15 protein-coding genes and 1 tRNA gene are annotated in these 18,017 nt (G+C 44.1%); 7 read left to right on the top strand and 9 right to left on the bottom strand.

The window, feature by feature from the left end:
- The first annotated feature begins 169 nt into the window (after nucleotides 1-169).
- Both pds and crtB read left to right on the top strand, forming a co-directional pair.
- The gene (gene pds / locus JGK36_RS04845) at nucleotides 170-1,543 is read left to right on the top strand and encodes a 15-cis-phytoene desaturase (protein WP_293183366.1); all 1,374 of its coding nucleotides are present in this window, start codon (nucleotides 170-172) and stop codon (nucleotides 1,541-1,543) included.
- Between the two features lie 208 nt (nucleotides 1,544-1,751).
- The gene (gene crtB / locus JGK36_RS04840; protein ID WP_293183364.1) at nucleotides 1,752-2,681 is read left to right on the top strand and encodes a 15-cis-phytoene synthase CrtB; all 930 of its coding nucleotides are present in this window, start codon (nucleotides 1,752-1,754) and stop codon (nucleotides 2,679-2,681) included.
- Between the two features lie 142 nt (nucleotides 2,682-2,823).
- Here crtB and JGK36_RS04835 read toward each other — a convergent pair whose 3' ends face one another.
- The 8 genes from JGK36_RS04835 to JGK36_RS04800 form a co-directional block, all read right to left on the bottom strand.
- Nucleotides 2,824-3,303 (bottom strand): hypothetical protein, encoded by a 480-nt coding sequence (locus JGK36_RS04835; protein WP_293196992.1) that lies wholly within the window; start codon nucleotides 3,301-3,303, stop codon nucleotides 2,824-2,826.
- A 389-nt stretch (nucleotides 3,304-3,692) separates the two neighbouring features.
- Nucleotides 3,693-5,465, bottom strand: a complete 1,773-nt coding sequence (gene ureC / locus JGK36_RS04830) for an urease subunit alpha (RefSeq protein WP_293186506.1) — start codon at nucleotides 5,463-5,465, stop codon at nucleotides 3,693-3,695.
- 279 nt (nucleotides 5,466-5,744) lie between these two features.
- Nucleotides 5,745-6,875, bottom strand: a complete 1,131-nt coding sequence (locus JGK36_RS04825; RefSeq protein ID WP_293186508.1) for a glycosyltransferase family 61 protein — start codon at nucleotides 6,873-6,875, stop codon at nucleotides 5,745-5,747.
- 469 nt (nucleotides 6,876-7,344) lie between these two features.
- Nucleotides 7,345-7,656 (bottom strand): urease subunit beta, encoded by a 312-nt coding sequence (locus JGK36_RS04820; protein ID WP_293186510.1) that lies wholly within the window; start codon nucleotides 7,654-7,656, stop codon nucleotides 7,345-7,347.
- Between the two features lie 36 nt (nucleotides 7,657-7,692).
- A complete protein-coding gene (ureA, locus tag JGK36_RS04815) occupies nucleotides 7,693-7,995 on the bottom strand; it encodes an urease subunit gamma (protein ID WP_293153142.1) in 303 nt (100 codons plus the stop codon).
- Nucleotides 7,996-8,311: 316 nt separating this feature from the next.
- The gene (locus JGK36_RS04810; RefSeq protein ID WP_367120244.1) at nucleotides 8,312-9,016 is read right to left on the bottom strand and encodes an urease accessory protein UreD; all 705 of its coding nucleotides are present in this window, start codon (nucleotides 9,014-9,016) and stop codon (nucleotides 8,312-8,314) included.
- A gap of 388 nt (nucleotides 9,017-9,404) precedes the next feature.
- Nucleotides 9,405-10,499, bottom strand: coding sequence for a photosystem II assembly protein (locus JGK36_RS04805; protein WP_293200827.1), 1,095 nt, complete (start codon nucleotides 10,497-10,499; stop codon nucleotides 9,405-9,407).
- Nucleotides 10,492-11,415 (bottom strand): radical SAM protein, encoded by a 924-nt coding sequence (locus JGK36_RS04800; RefSeq protein WP_293196995.1) that lies wholly within the window; start codon nucleotides 11,413-11,415, stop codon nucleotides 10,492-10,494. The genes JGK36_RS04805 and JGK36_RS04800 overlap by 8 nt, the downstream gene beginning before the upstream one ends.
- 730 nt (nucleotides 11,416-12,145) lie before the next feature.
- On the opposite strand from JGK36_RS04800, the gene JGK36_RS04795 reads away from it, so the two are divergent.
- A complete protein-coding gene (locus tag JGK36_RS04795; RefSeq protein ID WP_293186518.1) occupies nucleotides 12,146-13,921 on the top strand; it encodes an ATP-binding protein in 1,776 nt (591 codons plus the stop codon).
- A 407-nt stretch (nucleotides 13,922-14,328) separates the two neighbouring features.
- Here the strand turns inward: JGK36_RS04795 and JGK36_RS04790 are convergent.
- Nucleotides 14,329-14,413, bottom strand: a tRNA-Leu gene (locus JGK36_RS04790).
- 199 nt (nucleotides 14,414-14,612) lie between these two features.
- Here JGK36_RS04790 and ndhL point away from each other — a divergent pair.
- The 4 genes from ndhL (at nucleotide 14,613) to JGK36_RS04770 (ending at nucleotide 17,574) form a co-directional block, all read left to right on the top strand.
- The gene (gene ndhL / locus JGK36_RS04785) at nucleotides 14,613-14,828 is read left to right on the top strand and encodes an NAD(P)H-quinone oxidoreductase subunit L (RefSeq protein WP_293153127.1); all 216 of its coding nucleotides are present in this window, start codon (nucleotides 14,613-14,615) and stop codon (nucleotides 14,826-14,828) included.
- Complete coding sequence (locus JGK36_RS04780) at nucleotides 14,829-15,134, top strand: DUF3007 family protein (RefSeq protein ID WP_293186520.1); 306 nt, start codon at nucleotides 14,829-14,831, stop codon at nucleotides 15,132-15,134.
- 328 nt (nucleotides 15,135-15,462) lie between these two features.
- The gene (gene trpA / locus JGK36_RS04775; RefSeq protein WP_293153118.1) at nucleotides 15,463-16,260 is read left to right on the top strand and encodes a tryptophan synthase subunit alpha; all 798 of its coding nucleotides are present in this window, start codon (nucleotides 15,463-15,465) and stop codon (nucleotides 16,258-16,260) included.
- A gap of 609 nt (nucleotides 16,261-16,869) precedes the next feature.
- Complete coding sequence (locus JGK36_RS04770) at nucleotides 16,870-17,574, top strand: DUF6658 family protein (protein ID WP_293193492.1); 705 nt, start codon at nucleotides 16,870-16,872, stop codon at nucleotides 17,572-17,574.
- Nucleotides 17,575-18,017 lie beyond the last annotated feature (443 nt).

Here is an 18,017-nt window from a genome sequence, read left to right as displayed (position 1 = left end):
TAGGGCAAAAAATAGCAACTGCATGGCAAATTTCCCTAAAAATAGCTAAGAACCAGATCGCCCCGCACCGGACACGGCACAACCACGTCCCTACAGATTGCCCAAAATTTTGTAACGAGTTGTAAAGTATAATGAACACAAAGTGAATATAGAGGCCAAGTAGTATTAAATGCGAGTTGCGATCGCCGGAGCAGGCTTAGCAGGACTTTCCTGCGCTAAATATCTTACCGATGCGGGTCACACCCCCATCCTCCTAGAAAGTCGGGACGTACTCGGCGGTAAAGTAGCCGCCTGGAAAGATGCAGACGGCGACTGGTACGAAACCGGCCTCCACATCTTCTTCGGTGCATACCCAAATATGCTGAAACTCTTCAAAGAACTTGACATTGAAGACAGGCTGCAATGGAAAGAACATTCGATGATTTTCAATCAGCCGGAAACGCCCGGAACCTATTCTCGCTTTGACTTTCCCAATATTCCGGCTCCGTTGAATGGCCTTGTGGCTATCCTCAGAAACAACGATATGCTCACCTGGGCCGAAAAAATCAGTTTCGGCATTGGTTTGATTCCGGCGATACTTCAAGGCCAGAAATACGTCGAAGAAATGGACAAATACTCGTTTTCAGACTGGCTGAAAAAGCAAAACGTCCCCCCCAGAGTCGAAAAAGAAGTATTCATCGCCATGTCCAAGGCGCTGAATTTTATCGACCCCCACGAAATATCTGCAACCATTCTGCTGACAGCCCTCAACCGCTTCTTGCAAGAGACAAAAGGCTCGAAAATGGCCTTTTTAGACGGTTCCCCTACGGAGAGGTTGTGTCAGCCGATGGTAGACTACATAACTGAACGCGGTGGCGAAGTCCGGCTGAATGCACCCATCAGAGAGTTTTTGCTCAATGATGACAACACGGTGCGCGGTTTCCAGATTGGTGGCGTCAAGGGGGCCGAGGAAGAAATTCTGACGGCCGATACTTACGTTTCGGCGATGCCGGTTGACCCGCTGAAGTTGATGATGCCGAAACCTTGGGGCGAAATGGCTTATTTCAAAAAGCTCGAAGGTTTGGAGGGAGTACCGGTGATTAATGTACACTTGTGGTTCGATCGCAAGCTGACAGATATCGACCATTTGCTATTCTCGCGATCGCCCTTACTGAGCGTCTACGCCGACATGAGCAACACCTGCCGCGAATATGCCAACCCAGACAAATCCATGCTGGAACTGGTACTCGCACCCGCCAAAGACTGGATTGGCAAATCTGACGAAGATATCGTCGCAGCCACAATGGTCGAGTTAGAAAAACTCTTTCCCGACCAAATCCCAGAACCCGCCAAAGTGCTCAAATATCACGTAGTCAAAACCCCACGTTCCGTCTACAAAGCCACCCCCGGACGCCAGGAATGCCGTCCCTCGCAAACAACTCCGATTAGCAATTTCTATCTAACGGGGGATTATACGATGCAGCGTTATCTTGCGAGTATGGAAGGTGCCGTGCTTTCTGGTAAGCTGACAGCGCAGGCTATTTCAACTGCCAATAAAAAATGAAAAATTAAGAATTTTTCATAAAGACTGGGGCTGACGCACGGGCGACCAGAAACCGGGTTTTTAGCCAAAATATTTGCTTAGAACCCTCAATCTCGGTTCAAAAACCCAGTTTCTTTGTTCAGATGCGTAAGTCCTCAAGACGTAAAAGAATCTCCTGTTGTCTCAACGGGGGAATGTCAGTTCTAATCTTTAAATTTCTTATTCTCGGATGCTGCAACTGTCAAAACTCCAGTGCATGAGAACTCTGGCCTCTTTGGATGAATCCTACGAACTGTGCCGCCAAGTCACAGCGAGTTATGCCAAAAATTTTTATTTAGGCACTCAACTCATGCCCGAAGCCAAGCGTCGGGCAATCTGGGCGATTTACGTCTGGTGCCGCCGCACCGACGAACTCGTAGACGGGCCTGGTTCTGAGGCTACGACCCCTGAAACGCTAAATTTGTGGGAAAAACGCCTAGAATCTGTGTTTGCGGGCCATCCCCACGATGATTATGACGTGGCTTTGGTGGATACGCTGTCTCGTTTCCCGATCGACATTCAGCCGTTTCGAGAGATGATTGCGGGCCAGCAAATGGACTTATACCGCAGTCGCTACGAAACTTTTGAAGAGCTCAATCTTTACTGTTACCGAGTAGCCGGCACTGTTGGGCTGATGTCGATGTCTGTGATGGGCGTAGACGAATCCAACTCTGCGGCTAATTGGAATTGGCACTGGGGGAATAGAATTCCCAAAGAAGAAGCCGTCGCCCTCGGTATAGCCAAGCAGTTGACGAATATTCTGCGCGATGTGGGAGAAGATGCCCGTCGTGGCCGCATTTACATTCCCTTAGAAGACTTAGCTTTGTTCAACTATACCGAAGAAGATTTATTCAACGGTGTAATTGACAACCGCTGGCGGGAATTGATGCGCTTTCAAATTCAGCGAGCTCGCAAATTATACGCCAGCGCCGAACCGGGAATTAAAGTGCTCAGTCCCGATATCCGCTGGACAGTGTGGGCTGCTACGATGTTGTACAGCAGAATCTTAAATGCGATCGAGCGCAATCAGTACGATGTGTTTCAGAAGCGGGCATACGTTACCAATTCTCAGAAACTGTTGTGTCTCCCCGCCGCTTGGTTGAAGTCAAAAGTGCTTTAGCAGCGGGCAATTTGGCTGGCGATTCGGCAACGGGTAAGGGCTATTTGTCAAGTTACAAATTATATGATGTCCAGCAAATTGCAAATGAGATTTGTAGGGACACGGCAGTGCCGTGTCCTTAACTGTTTTGTGTTAATTGGAGTCAAAGTGGTGGTGTAGTGGTTGAATTTTTCAATTGGGCGATCGTACTTTCGAGCAATTCCTTTTCCTGTTGTAGTTTTGCCTCTAAATTTTGAATTTGTTCGCGGCGGGCTTCAACTTCGATAAAGCGGCGAGACAACTCTTGACTTTGCAAGGTGAGAGATTGCCGCCACCCTTCCGCCTTCTGGGCTTCTTGCTGCAAAAAATCGGGAGTAAAGCCTGTTGTTAAATACTTCTGAACTAATTCTAGCACCCAGTTTGTAGCCGATTGAATATGCAACAAAATCTTGCTATTTTCGCCAATATCTGCTAATACTAGCATCCCTTCATTTAAAACATTGCGATCGAAATCTGGCGGTAGCGTCAAGACAGTTTCTTGAAAAAGAATAGCCCATGTCTCATCATAATTTTGACAAGCCAGCAATTGCAGACTTATCTCACCTGAAATTTCCTTCTTTTGTACTTGGGCTAAATATAGCATAAGCGTAATTGGTAATTGGTAATTGGTAATTGTAATTGGTAATTCATAATTTGCCGTGTTAGAACAATTTGTTATATTTTTGAAACCAAATTTGTAGGGGCGGGTTCACCAACAATTTACGGTAAAAATGAATAATTTCATAAACCCGCCCCCGCCCACCAACAATACAAATGTACCATAATTTATTGGTGAAATGTTCATCTAAATAATCGCGGGGATGGGGCGGGTTTATCCAACAATACAAATGTACCATAATTTATTGGTGAAATGTTCATCTAAATAATCGCGGGGATGGGGCGGGTTTATGAGATTGTTTGTGGATTTCATAGATGGTTGGTGAACCCGCCCTACGGAATTTTGGGATTGTTTTGATGAGGCTGCACAACCAATCAAAACAGAAAATATCTCTGCGCCATTGGCAAAACAGTTGCCGGTTCGCAAGTCAACAATTGTCCATCCGCCCTCACTTCATAGGTTTCTGGATCGACTTCCATGTGCGGCAAATAATCGTTGAGTTTCATATCTCTTTTACTAATCTGCCTTGTCCCGGAAACTGCTACAGTTGGCTTTTGTAAACCGAGCTGTGCTGCAATATCTCGATCGCGCGCCACCTGCGAAACAAACGTCAAACAAGTCGCCCCAATTGCCCCCCCAAAGCTGCCAAACATCGGCCGCATATGCACCGGCTGCGGCGTCGGAATGCTCGCATTAGCGTCCCCCATCTGCCCGTAGGCGATCGCACCACCCTTAATTACCAACTCCGGTTTCACCCCAAAAAACGCCGGCCGCCACAAACACAAATCCGCCAACTTACCCTCTTCCACCGAACCCACATACTGACTAATTCCGTGAGTAATCGCCGGATTAATCGTGTATTTAGCAATATACCGCTTCGCCCGAAAATTATCATTTCCCCCCTCTATTCTCCCCCCTTGGTAAGGGGGGGTTATCCCTCTTGTTTCCCCCCCTTGGTAAGGGGGGGTTAGGGGGGGTAAATTCCCCCTTTGCACCTTCATCTTATGCGCCGTTTGCCAAGTCCGAATAATCACCTCTCCCACTCTTCCCATGGCCTGCGAATCAGAAGAAATCATACTAAAAGCACCCAAATCGTGCAAAATGTCCTCAGCAGCAATAGTTTCCCTTCTAATTCTCGACTCAGCAAAAGCCACATCCTCAGGAATCCCCCGATCCAAATGGTGGCAAACCATCAACATATCTAAATGTTCTTCCAAAGTATTGACAGTGTAAGGGCGAGTCGGGTTAGTAGACGAAGGCAAAACATTAGCTTGGCCGCACACTTTAATAATATCCGGTGCGTGTCCGCCGCCAGCACCTTCTGTGTGGTAAGTGTGAATTGCCCGATTTTTAAACGCAGCAATTGTAGCTTCCACAAATCCCGCTTCATTCAGAGTGTCTGTGTGAATTGCCACCTGCACGTCGTACTCATCAGCTACATTCAAACAATTGTCGATCGTTGCTGGCGTAGTTCCCCAATCTTCATGAAGCTTCAAACCCATTGCACCCGCCAAAACTTGCTCGACTAATCCTTGAGGTTGACTGCTATTTCCCTTACCTAAAAATCCCAGATTCACCGGAAAAGCATCGGCTGATTGCAGCATTCTGTACATATGCCAAGGCCCCGGAGTGCAAGTTGTAGCGTTTGTACCCGTTGCTGGGCCAGTGCCGCCGCCGATCATGGTAGTGACTCCAGAGGCGATCGCCACTTCGATTTGTTGCGGGCAAATAAAATGAATGTGAGTATCAACTCCCCCCGCCGTCAGAATCATTCCCTCACCAGCAATTACTTCCGTGCCGGGCCCGATAATAATATCTACCCTATCTTGAATGTAAGGATTTCCGGCTTTCCCAATTTTAAAAATCTTGCCATCTTTAATCCCAATATCTGCCTTGACAATCCCCCACCAATCCAATATCAAAGCATTAGTAATTACCGTATCAACAGCACCATCAGCATTAGAAATAGGCGACTGTCCCATGCCATCGCGAATGACTTTACCGCCGCCAAACTTAACTTCATCCCCGTAGGTTGTGAAATCTTGTTCAACCTCTATGAATAACTCAGTATCAGCTAACCGCACGCGATCGCCCGTTGTCGGCCCGAAGGTTTCCGCGTAAGCGCGGCGATCCATTCTGTAACTCATGCTTTCTCCTAATATAAATATTTTTTTAGTTGGCAGTTGAGGCTCGCTTAAATTATACTATGTGCCGAGTTCTTCAATCTGAGTTAGCAAATATAGCGGTTCTCAAGCGTGGTGAGGTATGCCCTAATGCCCTAATGCCCACGGAACCCACGGAGCCCTATGCCCACGGAGCCCTATGCCCACGGAGCCCTATGCCCTATGCCCATGAGTACCTCATCTTTTTGAGAAAGGCTATATTTACAACATTTGTGCGATCGCCCCATTTGTCGATTTGTAAATTCATTCCAGCATTTTCTTGATTTCCCTTCTCAAAACCTCCACATCCACCGTCATATCCATGCTAATTAAACTCCAATCTTCCGAATCGTCGCTGTTATCAACCATACGGGAGTATTCTAATCCCAATATCTGGGAAATGTAATAGAAAAACGGCGGCGTGTACCCGCCATAAAAGCATTCCAATACTTTCGTTCCAGGCTGACACCACAACAAATTTGTAAAACCAGCGCCGTGAGGGCCAACAACCACCGCTGCTTCTGCAAACAGGCGAATTTGTTCATCCACAGTGCGCGAAATATCTTCCAAAATTTCAAAACCAAACTCTTTCAACACCTCTCGTACTTGTGCCTCATTTTTAACCTGGCGTTGCCCGCTTCTAGAAAGATACAATTTCCTGTAAGGCTTGACATTTTCCTTGAGACAGAATTTCTTCCGCAAAAGCTCTATATCGTAAGGACTGGGGAAATACCAATCTTGATTGTTTCCTAATACTAAACTTTCTGCATGATATCCTGTATCTCTAGCCCGAGTGTCGATTAGCGAGCTTTTAGGAATACCGAGTTTGGTCAGAAAATCCAACTCAAAAGCTGTATGGCGCAAAGGATAACAAATTTTGGCTTCTTGCCAAATCTCCTTACCTAAAGCCTCCTCAATCCTACAAAGTTTTGCCAGTACAAAAATCACATAATCGTAATAACTGCACCACAAATGCGACCAAGGAGCAACTACCAGCGGATAGGTAATTTGGTGGGATTTATAAGGCCATTCCAGAATACCCGCGCCGCTAATCCGAAAATCTAGGTCTAACAGCAACTTGTGATTTAGCAGCGTGTTTCCAGACGTACAAATAGTTAGAGCCTCTATGTGTTTATTCACGGAAATTTTCCACACATAATCCGGGTCAAAAGACACGGTTGTTTCTGTGGTAAAAAACCGAGAAGGTACTCCATTTACTGAGGTTAATGCAGGTATGTTGACGGGTTCGTGCTGCTGTTTGTAAACGATGCTGTTATCTAATAATTTGATGCTGGTACGCCGATCTAACGGGGTTCTCCAGATACGCCTCGACGTTGCAAGCAAACTCTGCTTCAACATCTGTTTTATCTGGTCAACTAATTTTGGATTCATCATGCGCTTTTGCTGTGTATGTTTGCGGTTTTGAATACCAATATCGATCGCAAACTGCCGATTTTAACTCGCTCAAAAGTCTGAGGTTTCACTAACAAAAGAAAGGCATTTATACACTTATGCAGAGAATTTTTTTTGACATTGCTTTGTCACTCTCCAGCGGTAGTGCTGTTCAACAGTTGACAGTTGGCAGTTGACAGTTGACCGAAGGAGAGCGACCTCTACCTAGAAGGAAGAGAATTGGAGTAATGAATAGTCTGATTTTAATTTCTCCCGATCGGGGAGAGGCTTTCAACCAATTCTTTCTGGTAAGTGATACCATTTTGATTTTAGCTTTTCCATAGGATGACCGAGCGCGATCCTGGTTGGGATTGCGAGGTTAAAGTTGCATTATTTTAACTGGGATGAGTTTTAAGTTAACAAATTCCCAATTCAACATTCAACACTTGCAAACGATTTTCTGCTTTCATACTTAACTTTCCAGATGACCGTTCACTTTTCCATTAAAGCCGTAGACTTGACGGCTACCCACAAACGGTACTAATTGAATTTCTCTTTCATCTCCCGGCTCAAATCTAACTGCTGTACCTGCGGGGATATCCAACCGCATTCCTTTTGCTTGTTCTCGTTCAAATTCTAAGGCTTCGTTTGCTTCGTAAAAGTGATAGTGGGAACCAACTTGAATGGGCCTGTCACCCGTATTTGCAACCAGCAACCGCACTGTTGGGCGATCGGCATTTAGCTCAATTTCACCGTCTGAAACAATCATTTCTCCCGGAATCATATCTGTCTCCTGCGAGTCTGTGGGTTTAAATATTATTTAACGAATCGGATCGTGCACTGTCACCAACTTAGTTCCGTCGGGAAAAGTCGCCTCAACTTGCACTTCATGCACCATTTCCGGTATCCCTTCCATCACATCTTCCCGCGTCAGGAGAGTTGTCCCGTAGCTCATTAAATCTGCGACGGTGAGGCCATCTCTTGCTCCTTCTAAAATCGCGGCGGAAATGTAGGCTAGTGCTTCTGGATAGTTTAATTTTAAACCTCTGTGTTTGCGACGCTCTGCTAGCAGGGCGGCGGTGAAAATCAGCAGTTTGTCTTTTTCTTGGGGGGTGAGTTGCATTTTTATTCTTGTAAGTGCGATCGCATTATTTATTCAAGTTCAACTATCAGCCGTGGCAAATCATCGGTAATTACATCCCATGACTCAAGATAGTGTTAACATCTGGTTTGTGTCAAGGTGATTTATCCTTTTGTTTTTGGACTTTAGCAAAGAACCGAAAACGACTTTTTGCCGATCGCATATTTCTGACTTAAATCGGCTATATTTGTCACGACGAATGTCAATCGGAAGAAGTAGTCTGTCTGGTACTGGGGGCGGGTATTGCATTTGATGTGTTGCACCGGAAACAGAAAGTAGGTGAAACTAAAAGAGAATGCTATTTTATCCAAACTCTGGGCAAACAGCAAGGGCGTTCTGAAAAAGACAAGCGCAGCAATTCCCAAATAGCGACAAACCAGTCTCTGGCGGCAGCGGTGGACGAACCGCGATATCGGCACAGCAAACCGTTGGGAATGCGAGTAACGCCGGCAGCAGAATTAACGGCTACAGATCCGGAATAAATTGTATCTTCGCACCGCAAAGCTCGCACTTTTTCCAGCATCTCGGCTGTGACTGGTTCGCCGATCCAAGCGAGGGTAGCAACTACGGGTTTTCCTGCTAAGCCGTGAGCGCTTTCGAGCATTTCGCCCCCACCTTTGAGCCATTGTCTGTCAATCCACAGAGGGCTGTTTTTTTGCCAGATTTCGGTGTGCGATCGCCATTCTCCAGACAAGAACTTTTCGCCCCTAGCACTGCGTCCGAACCGCGTAATTTCCCACAGCAAAATACTGGCTTGCGGTGCTAATTCTACCCGCAAGTCTTGTCGGTAAACTGCGCCGTCGAAAACGATAGTTTCCTGGGGAAGCCATTCCAAATGAGCGCCAGTATCTAGTTGAATGTCAATATTTTGTTGCGCTAACTGTCCGCTGCTGCGATAAATTTTACCAGCCGCAGCGGTGGTGATTAAGGCTTTGGCGTTTTGTTGGAGGTGGAAATTGAGCGAAAGGCGATCGCCCCCGACAACTCCCCCAGCCGTGTGCAAAACTACGCTGTGAGCGCTTGCATTTGATTGTGAATAATTTGGGTAGCCCCGTCACGGTTTGCGTAGGCTAACTTGAGGCTGCCATGCCAACCATTTTGAAATTTATTTGTAGAGGGGTCAGTCAAATTTTTGAGCATATTTTTTTGCATTAAAATTCAATACCTATCAAATTATATCTGAGTTATTTTACTCATTTGAAAACTTCATTTTTGGGCTAATATTACATAATCATCAATTGAGTAATTCAAGTCATAACGTAAGTTAAAGTGCTTACGAAAAAGTGGACTGATGAATTGCTGGGTATGAAGATTTTCTCTAGCAAATTTTCCAAAATTCGGATGGGATGTCCGGCTGTTTGTTGAATGTAAATATTTATACCAAACCAAGTTTAACCCCACATCATCAAGAAATTTTGACGAATATTGTAAGGTTTAAGCAACTTATTTTCTTGAATAATTAGCAAAACATAACCACAATCTGTCAGGCAATCCGTAAATATATCCTTATAAATGCGATGGGATTTTTCTCTTCTATCCTCATCGTTAAAAAAACAGTGAGAAATTACAATAAAATCAAAAAAGTTTTGAGGAATCTTTCTAGATTGACTTTCACCATCAAAGATACTAGAAGTGTCAAACCGAAAGTAAGCATTGATCTCGTGGGGTTCCATATATTGCCGCCAAAATTGGAGTCCGCGATATTGAAAAGCTTTTTGCTGTTCCAAAGAGTAATAGGATATGTGCATTGGCGGTATTAAACAAAAGTCGTTAATAGTTTGCAGGAACAAACCTAGTCCGTAGGCAACTGTCCCCGGCCCTGCGGCAATATCAAGGATATTGACTTTAGTTGGTAATAATCCTGCTTTGTAAATGAGAAACCAAGCTAGATATGCACAATAGACGTTATCTAGGAAATACCTCATTAAATAGATGTGAGGACTTAGCTCAAAACTGTATCGAGGATCTTGTCCTTCTTTGAGTTTTTGTATATCGTCAATAGCTTGTTGAAGTAAAGAATCAAAATTTGTTTTTTTTCGACTCAAATTATTCAGCTCATTTTTGATGAAACCAGCCAAATGTTGTTCAAACTTATCAAATACTTTTTCATAAATCCCTGTGCATTGAATCATGCTGGCATCGCATTCTTTAAGCTTGAAACTTTGTGAAATAACTTCAATAAATTGTGTATCCGGAGTCAATAAGCTTAAGTCATCAATATCTCCGGGAAAGGCATCAATTTTTCCGAACCCCAGTTCCAGTTCTAACTCTGCTAAACGCCGATCGCCTTCTTGGAGGCGGTTATTTTTTTGTTGCAATAATTTTTCAAGCTGTAGCCATTCTTTATATAGTTTCTCCTGCCACGATAATTTTGCCCCTGAATTTTGTATTTCTTTTAACAGTTTTTGGGCAAGTCGATTATTTTGACTCTTAACGGCTTGGTTAAACTTTTGAGAACGCCACCAGTTAGCTAGCAGATTATTCATAGCCAAATCCCTCTTTGCCTTCCATGATTTCAACATCCGGGAGCATCGCCTTGAGTTTATTTTTAAACTTGCGATAACTCTGCTGTTCGCTATTGTACCACCAAGCGTACTTTTGTTTAAGAGCTAATGCTTCTGAGCGCGTTGATGCAATTAGCGATCGCTCGTTGCTGGCATGAAAATCTTGAATCACTACCCGATCGACAACTTCTAGCTTGCTAATAAAATTACCTTCATCTTCGGGTAGGGTAGGTAGTAGTGGGGTCACAGTTATAGAAAATCTGACTTCGCAATTTTCTTGATAAGGAAAGCTGTATTTCAGTTTGGCAATAGCTTTAAGTCTTGCAGGAATACTCGGAGATTTTGGTTCAAAATCTTTCCGCACTTTTTCGCTACCAGTTGGAATGCTCATGTTGATTCGCAATCGCTGGAATTGCTGTAAAATATCGATATCTCTAGTTATCATAGGACTGCGAGTTTGGATAACCAGCGTCGGCTGATAGGGAACCATGACTTCTAACAAATGCCTAGTTAGTTGTTCTTTCGATTCAATTGGCTGATACGGATCTGTGACACTACTCATGTAAATTGTCGGTGGGCGATCGGGGTTTTTCTTGTGCCAACGTTCTAACTCTTTCTTAAGAATTGCCACTGCATTTTGCTTGATAATTACCCAATTTCCCCAATCATCTCGCATCTGTGAATTCGGGCTGAAAGCAGCAGCATAACAATAGCTGCATCCGTACTGACAGCCCCGATAAGGATTTAGCGTGAAATCGTAAGCACTGATAAATCCAGTAGCTTTGTTAAGCACTGATTGTGCATTTTGTGCATACACTTTGGCATTCCCGAAGTTTTCCCTGAGTGCGGAAGTGTGTTTTTTGCCGACGGAATATCCCTCATACTGAGACTTTACCATGATTACACGTGCTCCACGATTAAAAGAGAAAATGTTTAGGGATGAGAAATGCGATGGTGTTTCGATTTTACTATTTTATAGTACCGAACTAAAAAAAAGTTGCCAAAACAGTGGGGAATTACTCAATTTTATAATAAGTTTTTTGAAGAAACAACTAGCTAACTTTATAAACTGTATTTTAAGGTCGATCGCCAATGTAATGCAAGCTTATGGATTTACTGACAGCGACGATATTTTCGCAAAATTGCTGAAATCCCACCTAGAACTGGCAAAAAAAACCGGAAGAACCCGTAGTTAGAGCTTGTATCCTTAACTAAGTAAGTGAAAATACTGTAGCTTTTTTTATGATTTTTGTAAAGTTGCGTATAATCACATAAATTGTTGATACAGATCACAAACACTTTTGTCTAAGAACAGAGATAATTAAGGCGTTATGGGGTAAATCGCGTCGGCTGGCAGCTCAGATAGCAATTGATCTGGCAAATTCAATAGAAAGATTAGTTTGACATTTTGTACTCAACCAACTGTCAGGCTAGAAAACGAAAAAGTTAAAAATCCGAAAAATTATTGTATCTCCCTATCGTTTTTTTAGGGAGTAGAATACGAAGTATTATAATTTTTCAACAAATCTACTGATTAACTGAGAAATACAGGTTTATGCTGTTTCTCGATATTGCAAAAAATTGTGCAGGATGTCAACTACTCCTGATTTGTTTGGGAGGAACTTTCGATGTTATTATTGACCGACACTCAGCCCCAAGATAGCAAAGTAGAGCCAGCAAACTCTGCTCAGAAAAAATTGTTACACCATAGATTTATTAATTTAAACTGGCTAAGGGAACGATTCAACCATTTGCGGATAGGCCAAAAAATCAGCTATGGCTATGCTTTAGCTATCGGCATAGCGATTTTGGGAACGGGTGCGGGGCTGAAAGTGGGAGACTACTTTCGCAAGCAAGCTTTAATTCAGGTAAATGTTGCTCAACAACAACAGCAACTGTTGCAAAATTTGCAAAATAGCATATTTGAAGCCCGATCGCACGCAGCGAGATTCCCGGCAGTTTTGGGAAACACGGTGTGGCTGCAATACGAACACGATCGGTTTGTCCAGCAAATCAATCAGGCGAAAATCCTGATTGCGGAAATACAATTTTTTGCGATCAAAAATCCCGACTGGCTAGCAAGACAAGAGAAAGATTTGCAGTCAATATTGCCAAGGTATGCGATGGTCATCGATTATTACGATCGGCTAACTAAACTGCAATTAAAAGAAGCCGAAGTGTGGCATTTGGAAGCTAACCGCATCGAGTCGGCACAGCTACAATTGTTGAGAAATCGCAGCGGCGAAGAGGCGATCGTACTAGATAAACTTTCCGATCATTTAACCCAATTAATTGCTACTGTAGACATTCAAAAAATGCAAGGGGTAGAAGCATTAGAAGAAGCTGAAAGTTTGCGAAACCGAATTATTCTCGGGAGTATGGTAATTTCAGGACTTCTCGCCGTGTTACTGGCGGACAAAACGAGCCGCGCCATTGCCCAACCCCTCGAAAGCGTGACAAACGTCGCCCAGCAAGTAGCCCGCGAATCTAATTTTAACCTGCAAGTACCAGTCACAACTGAAGACGAAATCGGAGTTTTAGCGGCTTCTTTCAATGAATTGATTCAGCGAGTTAGCGATTATACACAAGAACTAAAAGAAACTCAATCCCAATTAATTCAGACTGAAAAAATGTCGTCTCTCGGTCAAATGGTGGCAGGGATCGCCCACGAAATCAACAATCCGGTTAATTTCATCGGTGGTAACATTGACCATGCTAATAGATACATCCAAGATTTGGCAGACTTGGTAACTCTCTATCAAGCATACTATCCCAACCCACCGGATGAAATTAAAGACTGCATCGAAGACATTGAATTGGACTTTCTCAGCAAAGATTTGCCAAAAACGCTTGCTTCGATGAAAATGGGAGCCGATCGCATTCGCGAAATTGTCGTATCCATGCGGAACTTTTCCCGTTTAGACGACGGTTACATGAAACCTGCGGACATTCACGAAGGAATAGACAGCACCCTGATAATTCTCAATCACCGACTCAAACAAGGTATCGAAGTTATTAAAGAATACGCTAATTTGCCTCCGGTTGAGTGCTATGGAGCGCAACTGAATCAAGTATTTATGAACGTACTCGGCAATGCAATTGATGCGCTGGAGGAGGTAAAAAAGGCAGACAGAGCGTTTTCACCAACGATTTGGATCTGCACGGAAGTTACGGCAGATAATGCTATCACTGTCAAGATTCGGGATAATGGGCCGGGAATTACCGCAGCCACTGCCCAACAGATATTTGACCCGTTTTTTACTACAAAGTCGATCGGCAAAGGCACTGGATTAGGATTGGCTATTTCCTATCAAATCGTTGCCAAGCATCAAGGCAAAATTGAGATGAATTCTCAAATTGGACAGGGGACGGAATTTGCGATTACTTTGCCAATTGCTGAGTAATATAGCAGGCGATCCGGGACGGGCTAGAAGCCCATCCCACAAATCGGGGGGTGCATCTCAATGCAAGCGAATATATCCGTATGGGCTATAGCATGACCGCAGAAAATATGGGATTATAACTAATAACTTATATGCGGTCATGCTTCTTCAGGCTTCAAAAACCAGATCCACCCAAATCCGGGACGGGCTAGAAGCCCATCCCACAAATCTTGCAAGCATTACTATAAGCTAGCGCGCATCTAATTTGAAGAATTCTCTTTCTTACAACTCTTGTGGGGTGGGCTTCTAGCCCGCCCGAAAAGTTAAATCCGCCACATCTTAGGATTTAGAGAAAGATGAGCGGAAATTAGAACTCTTGGTGTTGAGGCCAATCTGAAACTATTAGCTCACAAACCATGAAAATTTAATGGGGGTGGAGGGACTTGAACCCACACGACCGTTTCGGGTCAACGGATTTTAAGTCCGTAGCGTCTACCATTCCGCCACACCCCCTTTCGTGAAGCTGCTGCTGTGGTTTTGACCCACTGACAACAACAGCCTTTTATTCTACACGCAAAACCCTAAATAGCGCAACCCCTAATTGAAAAATTCTCAAAAGTCGCGCTGTATCTCCCCAAGCGGTACAATAGTTAACCAGCTAGCTGAGCGTGTCAACCGACTGACCCTGTTATTATTCCCTTAAAGCAAATCTATGTATATTACCTTGCTGCTTTACGCCGTCTTGGGAGGAGCTTACCTCCTGGTAGTACCCGCGGGCACCTACGCTTACCTGAACAGTCGCTGGTACGTGGCCTCCTCTTTTGAGCGTGGCTTCATGTACTTCTTGATGTTCTTCTTTTTCCCTGGTATGTTTCTCCTCGCTCCTTTTTTGAATTTTCGCCCCAAACGGCGGCAGATAGAAGCCTAAATGCGACGTATTGACGTAATTGGAATCAGTCTAGGCTTTTTTGTAGCGGGTGGGTTGGCCTACTTGGTGCTACAATTCGCCGGACTCGACAGCATGAATGCTGGGATTTGGAGTCAGTTATTTTTGATAGCTGGCTTGATTGGCTGGCTGGTGACTTATTTGTTTCGAGCGCTTACTCAAAAGATGACTTACAGTCAGCAACTGAAAGAGTACAAAGATGCTGTCTTGCAGAAGCAGCTCGATGAACTCACTCCTGAAGAGTTAGCCAAACTTCAAGCCGAAATTGAGCAGGAAAAAGATAGTTAGTCAGTGGTTAGTTGTCAGTTGTCAGTTGTCAGTTGTTAGTGGTTAGTTGTTAGTTGTCAGTTGTTATATCATGTCCGGTCGATCGACCGCGATTTTTGTAGGGGCCCGTGAGCCAACAATACCTGCCAATAATTGATAATCTCAAAAACCCGCCCCGACCGGGATATTATGGTTAATCAATCGGACATGATATTAGTTGTTATTAGCTAATACCAACTGCCAACAACCAACTGCCAAGAATCAACTGCCAAGAATCAACTGCCAAGAATCAACTGCCAAGAATCAACTGCCAAGAATCAACTGCCAACAACCAACTGCCAACTCCCTAATGACTATTTCTCATTGTTTTGAAACGTTGCGAAAAAGCAACCAGTGTGGATTAATTCCTTTTATTACTGCTGGCGATCCAGATTTGGAGACAACGGCTAAAGCGCTACAAGTTTTGGATGATAACGGTGCAGATGCGATCGAGCTTGGCGTACCTTATTCCGATCCCCTAGCTGACGGGCCGGTGATTCAAGCTGCTGCTACGAGGGCGCTACAGCGGGGAACGCGGTTAGATTCGGTACTGGAAATGGTAGCGAGAGTTAGTCCGAATTTGCGATCGCCCATCATTCTCTTCGCATACTACAACCCGATTTTGTACCGAGGTATCGAAACCTTCTTGCAGGAAATCAAAAGTGCTGGAGTTCAGGGATTGCTTGTACCAGACTTGCCCTTAGAAGAAGCTGACAGCCTCATCCAACCTGCCAACAAATTAGGGATTGAACTCACCTTATTAGTTGCTCCCACAAGTCCCAAAAGTCGCATAGAAGCGATCGCTCGCGCGTCTCAAGGATTTATTTACTTAGTCAGCGTGATGGGGGTGACAGGAGTGCGGGAAGGCTTAGATACGCGAGCAAAAGAGTTGCTGCAAGAAATCCGCAGCATCACCGACAAACCCATCGGCGTCGGCTTTGGTATCTCGAAACCCGAACACGCCCGTCAAGTCAAAGAATGGGGTGCAGATGCTGCGATTGTTGGTAGTGCTTTTGTCAAACGCTTGGCCCAAGGAACTCCAGAAGAGGGTTTAGAGGCGATCGGCGAATTCTGCAAGAGTCTAAAAACAGCTATTCAAAATGATTAGTAACTGTGCAGATACTTTCCGCCATTAGACAGATGTGGGCGATCGGCACGTGCGGCGACAATTGCCATTAAAGACCTTGTTGTACTTGAGATCGTACACCCATTTCCTTCTGGTTCCTGACCGGAAGGTTTTTTTACCTCCCAAAGCGCAAAACAGTTCAACTACAGTAGTCCTGTCCCGATCGCCGCTATATGTATACATGACTCGCTCTTCGGTGATAGCACTCTTCAACAGTTGACAGTTGACAGTTGACAGTTGACAGTTTGAGAGCGACCTCTACCCTTAAGTCCGAGGATTGGAGTAATGAATAGTCTGATTTTAATTTTCCCCTCAAAGGGAGAGGCTTTAAACTAATTATTTCTGGTAAAAAATGCTTTTTACTATCATTTAGCTCTCATTCCTGCTCTCGCGACTATAACTAAAGCTTTTGTTATTGCTTCTAGTATGACTTAAGGAATGTTACTTCAGATAGATGAAAAACTTCTGTTTGTCTTCGTATATTTAAAAAAGTGTTTGAGTGCTTAATGTTTGTAATGGTAGCCACCTACAGAACCACCAGGCATTTAAACATATTCCAAAAAATAAGTCACCATAGAAAGGAGCATTTTTATGAACAGACTAACTGCATTTCTGAAAAAAATTCGAGCTGTACAAATTTTAACAGTGTTTCTCGTCGGCATTTTAGTATTTGTGAGCACTGCCTGCAAGGGATCTGATGTCATAGCCGGAAAAACTGCCGACCAAATTAGAAAAGAAGTGCCTTCAGAGGCTGTAACTTCCGTATACAAAGGCGGCCAGAATCAATACAGCGATGACGATCCCAGAAACCCAATGGTTAAAGGAGTAGAAGCACAAGCTAAGCTTCTTAAAGAGGAAGCCCAGCGCCGCATCGAAACCAAATCTAGTAGCAATGTGCGTGAAAATATCCGGCGGGTAGCAGATGACGCGCCGAACAAACTCGACCAAATTGGCGAGAAGATGAATGACAATGTTCGTACCGCTCAGCAGAAAGCTGATGAGTTTGGTGACAAAACAAAACAAGGCTTTGCTAATCTTAAGGAAAATACTCGCGAAGGCTTGAAGGGAGCAAAAGGGATTGTTAAAGAAGCCACCGAGGGAGCAAAAGAAAGAGCTGCTGAGGGTACTGAGTCGCTGAGATATAATGTCAGCGAAGGCAAAGAAAATGTCAAAGATGCAGCGGGAAATGTAAAATACAGCGCTGAAGATGCCTCGGACAAGGTTCGCGCGAAAGTAAATCGAGATATTGACAGAACTCAACGAGCTGCTGAAAGAGCGGTAGACGCGATCGACTAATTTGAAATAAAGCTATTTCCCGATCTCAAAGCAGCAGTCAGACAGAGTTTTTAACCTACCTCTGTCTGACTGCATTTTATTATTCTAGTCTGTTTTAACCCAATACGGTTTACTTAAGATGGTCCGAAGAGAGGCACGTTAGCTTTCGCGATCCGAAGGAAAGCAATCTCCGTATCTATTGTTCATAGGGTTTTACCCCCAGGGTGTTCTTAAGTAAACGGTATTGGGCTTTAAGTTTTAACCCAAGACGCTTGCAAGAATAAGTAGGTAGGCAGGATTAAACCGAACAATGTAACAGTATGTAAACAGGCTTAATGTAACAGTATGTAAACAGGCTTAAGTCAGCCAGTAGAAAGCATTTGGACACTTTACAATCGTTTACATAGTTGTGTTTTAAAGCGCCGACTTACTTAGAGCCAAGTCGATCAAACCATATGAAAAAT

This window comes from Microcoleus sp. PH2017_35_SFW_U_B, from assembly GCF_020737865.1.
Lineage (GTDB): Bacteria > Cyanobacteriota > Cyanobacteriia > Cyanobacteriales > Microcoleaceae > Microcoleus.
The sequence above is the reverse complement of the archived record's forward strand: the minus strand, read 5'-3'. Positions and strand labels throughout refer to the sequence as shown.